Below are 12452 nucleotides of genomic sequence, written 5' to 3' on the forward strand. Positions count from 1 at the left end.
GCGACCGGCCGTTCCGCGGCCGCGACGACCGCCAGCAGCGCGTCCGCGACGACCGTCGCCCCTTCCGCGACCGCGACGAGGCGCCCCGCAACGAGCGGTCCTCCTCGCGCCCGGAGCGCACCGAGCGCCCCCAGCGGGATCGGCCGTTCCGCGAGGACGACCGCCGCGGCCGCACCGATCGCGACGACCGGCGCGCCGACCGCCGCCCGGAGCGCGAGGAGCACGCCTCGCACGGGACGCGTGAGCGGCCCTTCCGCGGTGCCGACGAGCGCCCGCGCCGCGAGCGCCGCGAGCACCGCGTCCCGCGCCGGGACGACCGGCCCCGCCGCTTCGAGGACGGCCCGCGCCGCTCCGACGACCGGCCTCCCCGCGACGACCGGCCGCACGGCTCCGACGACCGCGGTCGCCGCTTCGACGACCGGCCGCGTCGCGACGACCGCCCGCGCCGCTTCGAGGACGGCCCGCGCCGGGACGACCGGCCGCGTCGCGACGACCGGCCGCGCCGCTTCGAGGACGGCCCGCGCCGCTCCGACGACCGGCCCCGCCGTGACGCCGCACCGCAGCGCGACGAGCGCGCCGCCCACTGGCAGGCGCCGGAGGACGTGGTGCTCGAGCGCCTCGACGCCGAGGTCGTGACCGCGGACGAGGTGGCCGGCAGCTCGTTCGCCGACCTCGGGCTCGGCGCGCGGATCACGGACGCGCTCGCGGAGCTCGGCGCGACCGAGCCCTTCCCGATCCAGGCCGCCACGATCCCGATGGCGCTGACCGGCCGCAACGTGCTCGGTCGCGGGCGCACCGGCTCCGGCAAGACGATCGCGTTCGGCGCCGCGCTCGTCGAGCGGCTGATGCGCAACTGGGCCGAGTCGGGCCGCAGCGGCACCGGTCGGCGCATGGGCCGCCCGCCGCGCGCGCTGATCCTCGCCCCGACGCGCGAGCTGGCGCTGCAGATCGACCGCACCGTGCAGCCGATCGCCCGCGCCGTCGGCCTCTACACAACGCAGATCGTCGGCGGCGTGCCGCAGGGCCGCCAGGTCGGCGCGCTCGGCAAGGGCGTCGACATCGTGATCGGCACCCCCGGCCGCATCGAGGACCTCCTGGAGCAGGGCCGCCTCGACCTCTCCGCCATCGAGATCGCCGTGCTCGACGAGGCCGACCACATGGCCGAGCTCGGCTTCCTCGAGCCGATGCAGCGCCTGCTGCGCCGCGTCCCCGAGGACGGGCAGCGGCTGCTCTTCTCCGCGACGCTGGACGCCGCCGTCGCGCAGCTGGTCGACGAGTTCCTGCCGAACCCCTCGGTGCACGAGGTCGCCGACGCGGAGGGCGCGGGCAGCGCCGAGCACCGCGTGCTCGTCATCGACCAGGGCGCCAAGCTCGACGTGCTCACCGCGCTGATCTCCTCGGCGGAGCGGGTGCTCGTGTTCGCCCGCACCCGCGCCTTCGCGGAGCAGCTGGCCGACGACCTCGACGACGCCGGGGTGCGGGCGGAGAGCCTGCACGGCGACCTGAACCAGGCGCGCCGCACCCGCAACCTGCAGCGCTTCAGCGAGGGCCGGGTGTCCACGCTCGTGGCGACGGACGTCGCGGCTCGCGGCATCCACGTCGACGACATCGAGCTCGTGATCCACGCGGACGCGGCGGAGGACTACAAGACGTACCTGCACCGCTCCGGCCGCACCGGGCGGGCGGGGGCCTCCGGCACCGTCGTGACGCTCATCAACCCGCGGCGCCGCCGGCGGATGACCGAGCTGCTCGACCGCGCCGGCGTCGAGGCCGCGTTCGTCACGGTGCGCGAGGGCGACGACCCCGTCGCCGCGCTGCAGGCGTGAGCCCGGAGGGCGCGCTCGCGCTCGCGGACTGGCGCGAGCGCGTGCACGGCCTCTACGCCGAGGTGCGGGCGTCGGAGGACCCCGCGCAGGCGCATGCCTCGTGGCGCATGCAGCGCGACGACCTGTTCCGGGCGCACCCGTCGACCCCGCTGCTGCCCGAGGACCGGGAGGGCTTCGACGGCCTCGCGGTGCCCGCCTACGACCCGGCCTTCCGCTTCGAGGCGCGGCTGGAGGCTGCGGAGCCCGCACGGCTCGAGGTCCCGACCGGCACCGACGGCGTCGTCCCCTTCGAGCGGGCGGGGCGGGTGCGGCTCGGCGACCTCGGGACGCTCGACGTCTGGTGGCTCGCGTCCTACGGCGGCGGCCTGTTCGTGCCGGTGAAGGACGCCTCCGCCGGCCGACCGGGCGGCACCTACGGCGGCGGCCGCTACCTGCTGGACACGGTGAAGGGCGCGGACCTCGGCCGGGTCGGCGACCGCCTGGTGCTCGACCTCAACTTCGCCTACAACCCGTCGTGCGCGTACGACCCGGAGTGGGCGTGCCCGCTCGCGCCGCCCGGGAACGTGCTCGAGGTGGAGGTCCCGGTCGGCGAACGGGTCTTCGCGGAGCACTGACGCCCCTTTCGCGGCTGAGCCCGTCAGCAGGAACGAGGAGCATCAGCAGGAAGGACGCGGCCGCGGCTTCCTGCTGATGCTCCTCGTTCCTGCTGACGGGCTCGACGGTTCCCGCCGAGGGGCGCGGGGCCCTGCGGGCATGCTCGCCGTCGCGGGGCCGGTCCGCTCCTCCCCAGGTCGCGGTGTCGCCGGGCCCGCCTACACTCCGCCGCATGTCCGTCTCCGCGCCGCCAGGCGCCGCCGTCGAGGTGCTGCAGCGGGTCTTCGGGTACGACGCCTTCCGCGGGCGGCAGGCGGAGGTCGTCGACGCGGTGATCGGCGGCGGCGACGCGGTCGTGCTGATGCCGACGGGCGCCGGCAAGTCCCTCTGCTACCAGGTGCCCGCGCTCGTGCGCCGCGGCACGGGCCTCGTGGTCTCGCCGCTCATCGCCCTGATGCACGACCAGGTCGACGCCCTGCGGGCGGTCGGGGTGCGCGCCGAGTACCTGAACTCCACCCAGAGCCCCGACGAGCGGATGCAGGTCGAGCGCGACCTGCTCGCGGGCGAGGTCGACCTCGTCTACATCGCCCCCGAGCGCCTCGCCCTCGACTCGGTGCGGCGGCTGCTCGACCGCGTCGCCGCGGGCCCCGGCCTCTCCGTGTTCGCGATCGACGAGGCCCACTGCGTGTCGCAGTGGGGGCACGACTTCCGGCCCGACTACCTCGAGCTCGCCGACCTCGTGGGGCGCTGGCCGGGCGTCCCGACGATGGCCCTCACCGCCACGGCGACCGAGGCGACCCACCGCGAGCTCACCGCGCGGCTGCACCTCGAGGGCGCGAAGCACGTCGTCTCCTCCTTCGACCGGCCGAACATCCAGTACCGGATCGTGCCGAAGGACGACCCGAAGCAGCAGCTGCTCTCGCTGATCCGCACCGAGCACGCGGGTGACGCGGGCATCGTCTACGCGCTGTCGCGCAACGCGGTCGAGCAGACCGCGGACTGGCTCGCGGAGCGCGGCGTCGACGCCATCCCGTACCACGCGGGTCTCGACGCGCGGATCCGGGCCCGCAACCAGTCGCGCTTCCTGCGGGAGGACGGCGTGGTCGTGGTCGCGACGATCGCCTTCGGCATGGGCATCGACAAGCCCGACGTCCGGTTCGTCGCGCACATCGACGTGCCGAAGTCGGTGGAGGGCTACTACCAGGAGACCGGCCGCGCGGGTCGCGACGGGCTGCCGTCGACCGCCTGGCTCGCCTACGGGCTGCAGGACGTGGTGCAGCAGCGCCGCTTCATCGACCAGAGCGTGGGGGACGCGGCGCACAAGCGGAAGCAGAGCGCGAACCTCGACGCGATGCTCGCGCTGTGCGAGACGGTGACCTGCCGGCGCCGGCAGCTGCTCGCGTACTTCGGGCAGCCAACCGAGCAGGACTGCGGCAACTGCGACACCTGCCTGAACCCCGTCGAGACGTGGGACGGCACGGTGCCGGCGCAGAAGCTGCTGTCGACGATCGTCCGGCTGCGGCGGGAGCGCGGCCAGTCCTTCGGCGCGACGCAGGTGATCGACATCCTCCGCGGGAAGCGGACGGCGAAGGTGGAGCAGCACCGGCACGACGAGCTGAGCGTGTTCGGGGTCGGCGCCGACCTGTCGGACCGCGGGTGGAAGAGCGTGCTGCGCCAGCTGATCGCGCAGGGGGTCGTCGTGACCGACGACCACGGCGCGCTCGGGCTCGGCCCGCAGGCCGCCGACGTGCTGCGCGGGGAGGCGGAGGTGCGGCTGCGCCACGACCTGGAGCGGGCGTCGAGCGGAGCCGGAGCGAAGCGCGCGCGACCGGTCGCGGCCGACCTGACGGGCGAGGCGCACGAGCTGTTCGAGCGCCTGCGCACCTGGCGCGCTGGGCAGGCGAAGGAGCAGGGCGTGCCCGCCTACGTCGTGTTCGGCGACGCGACCCTGAAGGCGCTCGCGACCGAGCGCCCGCGGTCGACGCAGGCGCTCGGCGGCATCAGCGGCATCGGCGCGGCGAAGCTCGAGCGCTACGGCGACGCGGTGCTCGAGCTCCTCGCGGACTGAGCCGCCGCGCCCTGCGCGCACCCGGTGGCCGCGCGGGGACGGAGAGCGGGGTCAGCGCTCCTCGGCGCCGTCCAGCGCGGCGAGCTCGGCGGCGTCGAGGGAGAAGTCGACGTCGGCGTTCTCGCGGATCCGCGACGGCGTCACGGACTTGGGCAGCGGCAGCACGTCGCGCTCGAGCAGGTAGCGGATCGCGACCTGCGCCGGGGTGCGGCCGACGCGCTCCGCGACCTGCTGCAGCGCGCCCTCGTCGAGCAGGCGACCGGTCGCGAGCGGGGAGTAGCCCTCGACGAGGATGCCGCGGGCCTGGCACCAGCGCGTGACCGCGCCCTGCGTCTTGCCGACGTGCCACTCGATCTGGTTCACGTGCGGCTGCACGTCGGTCGCGCCGGTCAGCGACTCGAGGTCCTCGACCGAGAAGTTCGAGACGCCGATGGAGCGGGCCCGTCCGTCGGCGAAGAGCTGCTCGAACACCTTCCAGACGGCGATGTTGCCGTCCCGGTGGTCGCTGCCGATGCTGCTCCACGGCCAGGGGGCGTGGATCAGGTAGAGGTCGACGACGCCGAGGTCGAGCCCCGACTGCGACCGCTCGAACGCGGCGCGGGCCCCGTCCGCGTCCTTCACCTCGGCGGGCAGCTTCGTGGTGATGAAGAGCTCGTCGCGATCGATCCCGCTGTCGCGGACGGCCCGGCCCACGCTCTCCTCGTTGCCGTAGGCGAGCGCCGTGTCGATGTGCCGGTAGCCGGCGTCGAGCGCGGACCGCACCGCGTCGTACGCCTCGGACCCGTCCGGGATCTGCCAGGTGCCGAACCCGATCTTCGGGATGCGGACGTCGTCGGCGATGGTGAAGGTGTCGGTCAGCGCGGGCACGGGAGCCTCCTGGAGCGTCGTGGAACCCGACGACGCTACGCAGCCGCCCTGGGCGGACGGTCCGCGGCTACTCGGCGGCCGCGAGGAACACGCAGGCCGCCGCGGCCAGCCGGCCCGGGTCCGCGACGTGGCACAGCTCGCGCGCGGAGTGCATCGAGAGCAGCGGCGTCCCGACGTCGAGCGTGCGGATACCGAGCCGCGTCGCCGTGATCGGCCCGATCGTGGAGCCGCACGGCACGTCGTTGTTCGACACGAACGGCTGCCACGGCACGTCCGCGGCCCCGCAGACCCGGCTCCAGAGCGCCGTGCCCGGCGCGTCGGTGGTGTACCGCTGCACCGCGTTCACCTTGAGCAGCGGCCCGCCGCCCGCGACCGGGCGCACCACGGGGTCGTGGCGGTCGCCCCGGTTCGGGTGGACGGCGTGCCCGGCGTCGGCCGAGAGGCACCAGGAGGCGGCGATCGCCCGCGCCGACTCGGCCCGGCCTCCGCCGAGGGCGAGGGTGACCCGCTCCAGCACGTCGGCGAGCAGCGGGCCGGCGGCGCCCGACCGCGTCTCCGACCCGACCTCCTCGTGGTCGAACGCCGCGAGCACCGCGATGGCCCCGCCGGGCTCCAGCGCCTCGAGCGCGGTGAGCCCGGCGTGCACGCTGGTCAGGTTGTCCAGGCGCGGGGAGGCGAAGAGGTCGCCGTCGATGCCGAAGCGCCGCGGCGGCTGGGTGTCGCAGGTGATGAGGTCGAAGCCCGCGACCGCGTCGACGGGCAGGTCGACCAGCGCGGCGAGCTCGTCGAGCAGGTCCGGGCCGACGCCCGCGCCGAGCACCGGCTGCAGGTCGCGCTGACGGTCCGCGGTGAACCCGGAGTTCGCGTCGCGGTCGAGGTGGATGGCGAGGTGCGGCACCCGCGCCCACGGGCCGGTGCGGACGAGGTGCTCGGTGCCGTCGACGGCGACGACGCGGCCGGCCAGCTCGAGCTCGCGGTCGAAGAGCGAGGGCAGGAGCGGGCCGCCGTAGACCTCGACCGCGGCCTGCCGCCAGGCGGACGAGCCGGTGCCGGGCACCGGCTTCAGCTTGAGGCCGGGGGAGTCGGTGTGGGCGCCGAGCACCCGGAAGGGCGTGGTCGCACTCGCGTCGTCGGGCACCGCGATCGCGACGACCGCGCCGTCGCGGACGACGAGCACCCGCGCGCCCGGCCGGACGGTCTCCGACCAGTCGGCGGTCTCGTCGAGTCGGGTCCAGCCTGCTGCGGTCAGGCGGCGGGCGACCTCGGCGGCGGCGTGGAAGGAGCTGGGCGAGGCGCCGACGAAGCCGGCCAGGTCGTCCAGGTGCGCGCTGAGGTCCATCCGCCCATGCAAGCACGAGGGGGCCGCACCGCTGCTGGCGATGCGACCCCCTCGTGGCGCTCGGCTCACTCGCCGAGGATGCGGTACAGCTCGCGACGCAGCTCGTCGACCTTCTCGGTCGCGCGGGCCCGCTGCTCGGGGGAGACCCCGCTGCGGAACTGCACGGCCGCGCCGGCCAGCTTGCTGAACGCCGCCATCAGGGGCTCGCCGCCGCCCAGGCGGTCGCCCGCGCTGCGGAACGCCGAGTCGATCTCGTCGCGGTGCGCGTCCACGTAGGTGCGGCCGGCATCGGTGAGCGAGTAGGCGCTGCGCGGGCCGCCGTCCTGCGCGACGAGGCCCTCGTCCTCCAGCTGCTGCAGGGTCGGGTAGACCGAGCCGGGGCTGGGGGTCCAGGCGCCGTCGGTGCGCTCGCCGATGGCCTTGATCAGGCCGTAGCCGTTGGACGGCGCGTCGGCCAGCAGGCCGAGGATCGCGCTGCGGACGTCGCCGCGGCGGGCTCGCGGGCCGTGCGGGCCGAAGCCCGGGCCGCCGAAGCCGCGCATGCCGCGGGCGGGGTCGAACGCGTCCCAGCCGCCGAAGCCGCCGCGCGGTCCGCGCATGCCGGAGCGTCCGTTCTCGAAGCGGCCCCGCATGCCGGGGCCTCCGTCGTGGTGGTGGTGCATGTCTTCCTCCTTGAGGTCGTGTCGGTGAAGCGTGCTGTCACGATATATCGGAGAAGATCGTCGCGCAAGGGGTCCGGCGGGCTTTCGTCGACGCGCAGACGGTGCTCCGGGAGGTCGCAGGCTGGATCTGCGGGCTCTCTCCGGGTTGACGGGGTCGGGCTGAGGAAGGTTAGGCTCACCTAACTAACCCGAACGGAGACCGGATGCGCCTCCCGCGCCTGCTGCCCGCCCTCGCCACGGCGGGCGCCGCCCTGCTCGTCCTCGCCGGCTGCTCCGGAGCGACCGCTCCGGGCTCGACGACCCCGAGCGCCTCGTCGTCCGACGGCACGACCTACCCGATCACGATCCCGAACGCGTTCGGCGAGACGACGATCGAGAAGAAGCCGACGCGGGTGGCGACGGTGGCGTGGTCGAACCAGGAGGTGCCGCTCGCGCTCGGCGTGGTCCCCGTCGGCATGCCGAAGGCGACCTTCGGCGACGACGACGGCGACGGCGTCCTGCCCTGGGTCGAGGACCGGCTGAAGGCGCTCGGCGCGAAGACGCCGACGCTCTTCGACGAGACGTCGGGCATCGACTTCGAGGCGGTCGCGGACACCCGGCCCGACGTCATCCTCGCTGCCTACTCGGGCCTCAGCCAGGACGACTACGACACCCTCAGCAAGATCGCCCCGGTGGTCGCCTACCCCGACCAGCCGTGGACCACCTCGCTCGACGACATGATCGTGCTCGACAGCGAGGGCATGGGGATGAAGGCGCAGGGCGAGGCCCTGGTCGCCTCGCTGGACGAGCAGGTCGCCGCCGCGGCCGAGAAGCAGCCCTCCATCGCGGGCCGCAGCGTCGCCTTCGTCTCGCCGAAGGGGGCGACCGACCTCGGGTCGCTGTACGTCTACACGACGCACGACCCGCGGGCCGCGTTCTTCGAGCAGCTCGGGATGACGACGCCGGAGGTGGTGAAGGCCGCGAGCGCGAAGTCCGACGCCTTCTACACGGAGCTGAGCGCGGAGGCCTCCGACCGGCTCGACGACGTCGACGTCCTCGTGCTCTACGGGTCCGCCGAGACCTTGAAGGCGATGCAGGCGGACCCCCTGCTCGGCCGGATCCCGGCGGTGAAGCGCGGCTCGGTCGTCGTGCTCGGGGCCGACGGCCCGCTCGCGGCATCCGCGAACCCGTCGCCCCTGTCGATCGGCTGGGGGATCGACGACTACGTCGAGCGCCTCGCGGCGGCGGCCCAGAAGGTCTGAGTGCTCCACGTCGCCCACCCCGTCCGGCCGGCCGTCGCGCGTCCCGCGCGACGGCCGCTGCCGGTCCGCGTCGGCTGGATCGTCGCCGCGGTCGTCGCGGTGGTGCTCGTCGCCGCCGCGTCGGTCGCCTTCGGCGTGCGGGCGGTCGCGTGGCCCGACGTCGTGGCGGGGGTGCTGGGCGACCCCGGCGGGATCGCGGCGGCGGCCGTGCAGAAGCGGGTGCCGAGGACGGCGCTCGCGCTGCTGGTCGGCGCGGCCCTCGGCCTGTCCGGGGCCGTGATGCAGGGGGTGACCCGGAACCCGCTCGCGGACCCCGGGATCCTCGGCGTCAGCAGCGGCGCGTCCCTGGCCGTCGTCGTCGGCATCGCCTTCTTCGGTCTGACGAGCCCGGCGGCCTACATCTGGGTCGCGATCGCCGGCGCCGCGGTCGCCGCCGCGTTCGTCTACGCCGTCGGGTCGGCCGGGCGCGGCGGGGCGACGCCGCTCAAGCTGGCGCTCGCGGGTGCCGCCTCGTCCGCGGCCTTCAGCGCGCTGATCAGCGCCGTGCTGCTGCCGCGGGTCGACGTGATGGACCAGTTCCGGTTCTGGCAGGTCGGCGGCGTCGGCGGCGCGGACGCCGCCCGCACCGCGCAGGTGCTGCCGTTCCTCGCCGTCGGCGCGCTGCTCGCCCTCGTGTCCGCCCGCGGCCTCGACACCGTCGCGCTCGGCGACGACGTCGCGGCGGGGCTCGGCGCGCGGGTCGGCCGGACCCGGCTCCTCGCCGCGGCGGGCGGCGTCCTGCTGGCCGGTGCAGCCACCGCGGCCGCGGGGCCGATCGGCTTCGTCGGGCTCGCGGTCCCGCACCTCTGCCGCCTGCTGGTCGGCCCCCGCCACCGCTGGCTGCTGCCCGCGTCCGCGCTCGTGGGCGCCGTGCTGCTGACCGCCGCGGACGTGCTCGGCCGGCTCGTCGCGCGACCCGCGGAGGTCGACGTCGGCATCGTGACCGCGCTGCTCGGCGCTCCGGTCTTCATCTGGATCGTCCGCCGCTCCCGGGTGCGGGCGCTGTGACCGCGATCGTGTCGGCGCCCGCGGTCGGCAGGCGGGCGCGGATCCGCCGCCGTCGGGCCGCGGTCCTCGTGCTCGCGGGCCTCGTCGCGGTGATGTTCGCGGTCGCGCTGATGGTCGGGGACACCGTCTACTCGCCCGCGGAGGTCGTGCGGGTGGTGCTCGGGCAGACCGTGCCCGGCGCGTCGTTCACGGTGGGGGAGCTGCGGCTGCCCCGCGCCGTGGAGGGGGTCCTCACGGGCGCCGCCTTCGGGCTCGGCGGGGTCGCGTTCCAGACGATGCTGCGGAACCCGCTCGCGGCGCCGGACGTCATCGGCATCAGCTCGGGTGCGAGCGCCGCGGCGGTGCTCGGCATCGTGGTGCTCGGTCTCGACGCCGGCGCGACGTCCCTGCTCGCCGTCGCGGCCGCGCTCGTCGTGGCGGGTGCGATCCTGCTGCTGTCGTACCGCGGCGGGATCGCCGACACCCGCCTGATCCTCATCGGCATCGGCGTCGCCGCGATGCTCGAGAGCGTCGTCGCCGCCGTGCTGCTGCGGGCGGCGAACACCGACCTGCAGGTGGTGATGCGGTGGCTGACGGGCAGCCTCAACAACGCCTCCTGGGAGCAGCTGACCCCGGTCGCGCTCGCGCTGCTCGTGGCCGCGCCCGTGCTCGGCGTCCAGTCGCGCGGCCTCGGGCTGCTGCGCCTCGGCGACGACGGTGCAGCAGCGCTCGGCGTGCGGGTGCAGCGCGTCCGCATCCTCTCCGTCGTGGCGGCGGTCGGGCTCGTCGCCTTCGCGACCGCCGCGGCCGGGCCCATCGCCTTCGTCGCGTTCCTCGCGGGGCCGATCGCCGCCCGCGTCGTCGGACCGGGCGCCTCGCTGCTGCTGCCGTCCGCGCTGACGGGAGCCCTGCTGGTGCTCGTCGCCGACTTCGCCGGGGAGACGCTGCTCGGCACCCGCTACCCGGTCGGGGTCGTCACCGGTGCGCTCGGTGCGCCCTTCCTGCTCTGGCTGCTCGTCCGCACCAACCGGGCCGGGGGTGCGCTGTGACCGCCGAGCACCGCCTCGCCGCCGAGGGCGTCGTGCTGGCCTACGGCGACCGCGTGGTCGCCGACGGGTTCGATCTCGCGGTGCCGCCCGGCGCGATCACGGCGATCGTCGGCGCGAACGCCTGCGGCAAGTCGACGGTGCTGCGGGCGCTCGCGCGCCTGCTCGCCCCGCGCTCCGGACGAGTCGTGCTCGACGGCCGCGACCTGCACCGGATGCCGACGAAGCAGGTGGCCCGCACGCTCGGGCTGCTGCCGCAGTCGCCGATCGCCCCGGAGGGGATCGCGGTCGCGGACCTCGTCGCGCGCGGACGCCACCCCCACCAGGGCCTGCTCGGCCGCTGGAGCGCGGAGGACGAGGCCGCCGTCGAGGAGGCGCTGCTGCTGACCGGGACGACGGAGCTCGCCGACCGGCCCGTCGACGAGCTGTCGGGCGGCCAGCGGCAGCGGGTGTGGATCGCGCTGGCGCTCGCGCAGCGCACCGACGTGCTGCTGCTCGACGAGCCGACCACCTTCCTCGACGTCAGCCACCAGATCGACGTGCTGGACCTGCTGACCGACCTGAACCGCTCGCGCGGCACGACGGTCGTGATGGTGCTGCACGAGCTGAACCTGGCCGCGCGCTACGCCGACCACCTCGTCGCCGTGGCGGACGGGGCCGTGCACGCCTCCGGCCCGCCCGACGAGGTGCTGACGGAGACGGTGGTGCGCGAGGTGTTCGGGCTCGAGAGCCGCGTGGTCCCGGACCCGGTGTCGGGACGCCCGATGGTCGTCCCGATCGGCCGGCACCGCGCCGCTCCTGATCCGGACCGACCTCTCCACGCCGGCTGATGCGCCGGGGCGGCCTGCGAGCGCCTTCCGCGAACGTCAGTGCCGGATGCTGCGCACGAAGCCGAACGGCACGGCTCCCGGGCGGTGGAGCTCGCGGTTGCGGTAGTAGACGTCGCCGCGCCGGCTCACGCCGAGCAGGTCGAGCGTGAGCACGGCTTCCAGGCTCGCGTCCTCGAACCACTCGGCCTCCTGGCGCGAGGGTCGCGAAGCGCCCGGTGTCGCGATCTCCCACTCGATCGGGTCGGGCCGCAGCGCCTGCATCAGGGGGAAAAGCCGCACCGGCGTCTGCAGCGGATCCGGCAGCGGGAGGCGTCCTCCATCGCTCCGCACGAGGGGGATGCGGTCGAGTGCCACCATGACCACTCGGCCGTCGGCGCGCCAGCGCTTGCCGATCGCCAGGCCGGGTGCGCCCGTCGGCACGCCGAGCTGCTGGCACGTCGCGTCGTCGAGGACCACCTGCTCCGCGAAGAGGTGCTCGGCCTCGGCCACCAGGCCGGCGTCCTCGAGGGCGAGCTCGAAGCGGGCCTGCTGGTCGAACCTGGTCACGATGCGTGCCGCGGGAGCGTTCACGTAGGTCGCGTCGCCGCGTCGGCGCCGGATGAGGCCCTCCGCCTCGAGCCGGGTGAGCGACTCCCGAAGGGCGGGCCGGCTCACCCCGAGGGCGACGGCGAGGTCGGGCTCGGACGGCCAGGGGGCGCCGGTCGCAGCGGACTCGGCCCAGAAGGCCCGGACGAGCGCCTCGCTGGGGGCGCCGCCCCCGGGGGCCGCGAGGGAGGGAGGCGCAGCCATGGGCTCTCCTGATCGCGGTAGGCCGAGAGGTCCTGGCGTCCGCCCGATCGCGGGCAGCGCCGCGGGCAATCCTATGGACGACCTCGTGCGGCACCGATCGGGCGACTTCTAAATGTCTGACATGTGAAACACGATCGAAACCTCGTCTTCCTACGGTGATGGCA

The 12452-nt window shown here is 75.2% G+C and carries 11 protein-coding genes; 7 read left to right on the forward strand and 4 right to left on the reverse strand.

What is annotated here, in order from left to right; genetic code table 11:
• The 3 genes from ACFSBI_RS14735 to recQ all read left to right on the forward strand — a co-directional run.
• Positions 1-1826: DEAD/DEAH box helicase (locus ACFSBI_RS14735; RefSeq protein ID WP_377936243.1), on the forward strand; the 1826-nt coding region annotated here is incomplete at its 5' end.
• Complete coding sequence (locus tag ACFSBI_RS14740) at positions 1823-2440, forward strand: DUF1684 domain-containing protein (RefSeq protein WP_377936245.1); 618 nt, start codon at positions 1823-1825, stop codon at positions 2438-2440. The genes ACFSBI_RS14735 and ACFSBI_RS14740, both read left to right, overlap by 4 nt.
• Before the next feature lie 212 nt (positions 2441-2652).
• Positions 2653-4488, forward strand: coding sequence for a DNA helicase RecQ (recQ, locus tag ACFSBI_RS14745; RefSeq protein WP_377936247.1), 1836 nt, complete (start codon positions 2653-2655; stop codon positions 4486-4488).
• Between the two features lie 51 nt (positions 4489-4539).
• Here recQ and ACFSBI_RS14750 read toward each other — a convergent pair whose 3' ends face one another.
• The 3 genes from ACFSBI_RS14750 to ACFSBI_RS14760 form a co-directional block, all read right to left on the reverse strand.
• A complete protein-coding gene (locus tag ACFSBI_RS14750; protein WP_377936249.1) occupies positions 4540-5355 on the reverse strand; it encodes an aldo/keto reductase in 816 nt (271 codons plus the stop codon).
• A gap of 67 nt (positions 5356-5422) precedes the next feature.
• The gene (locus ACFSBI_RS14755; RefSeq protein ID WP_377936251.1) at positions 5423-6694 is read right to left on the reverse strand and encodes a M18 family aminopeptidase; all 1272 of its coding nucleotides are present in this window, start codon (positions 6692-6694) and stop codon (positions 5423-5425) included.
• Positions 6695-6759: 65 nt separating this feature from the next.
• Positions 6760-7356: a PadR family transcriptional regulator gene (locus tag ACFSBI_RS14760; RefSeq protein ID WP_377936252.1), complete on the reverse strand. Its 597-nt coding sequence runs from the start codon at positions 7354-7356 to the stop codon at positions 6760-6762.
• Positions 7357-7559: 203 nt separating this feature from the next.
• Here ACFSBI_RS14760 and ACFSBI_RS14765 point away from each other — a divergent pair, with 203 nt between their 5' ends.
• From ACFSBI_RS14765 to ACFSBI_RS14780, 4 genes are read left to right on the forward strand one after another with little or no spacing between them, the layout of a single operon-like run.
• Complete coding sequence (locus ACFSBI_RS14765) at positions 7560-8597, forward strand: iron-siderophore ABC transporter substrate-binding protein (RefSeq protein ID WP_377936254.1); 1038 nt, start codon at positions 7560-7562, stop codon at positions 8595-8597.
• Positions 8598-9644: a FecCD family ABC transporter permease gene (locus ACFSBI_RS14770; protein WP_377936255.1), complete on the forward strand. Its 1047-nt coding sequence runs from the start codon at positions 8598-8600 to the stop codon at positions 9642-9644. It begins immediately after the preceding gene.
• The gene (locus ACFSBI_RS14775) at positions 9641-10672 is read left to right on the forward strand and encodes a FecCD family ABC transporter permease (protein ID WP_377936257.1); all 1032 of its coding nucleotides are present in this window, start codon (positions 9641-9643) and stop codon (positions 10670-10672) included. Before ACFSBI_RS14770 ends, ACFSBI_RS14775 begins: the two co-directional genes overlap by 4 nt.
• Complete coding sequence (locus ACFSBI_RS14780) at positions 10669-11499, forward strand: ABC transporter ATP-binding protein (protein WP_377936258.1); 831 nt, start codon at positions 10669-10671, stop codon at positions 11497-11499. The genes ACFSBI_RS14775 and ACFSBI_RS14780 overlap by 4 nt, the downstream gene beginning before the upstream one ends.
• A gap of 36 nt (positions 11500-11535) precedes the next feature.
• Here the strand turns inward: ACFSBI_RS14780 and ACFSBI_RS14785 are convergent, their stop codons facing one another.
• Positions 11536-12288 (reverse strand): GntR family transcriptional regulator, encoded by a 753-nt coding sequence (locus ACFSBI_RS14785; RefSeq protein WP_377936260.1) that lies wholly within the window; start codon positions 12286-12288, stop codon positions 11536-11538.
• Between the last annotated feature and the right edge of the window lie 164 nt (positions 12289-12452).

The organism is Amnibacterium endophyticum (assembly GCF_042680685.1).
Classification (GTDB): Bacteria; Actinomycetota; Actinomycetes; order Actinomycetales; family Microbacteriaceae; genus Amnibacterium; species Amnibacterium endophyticum.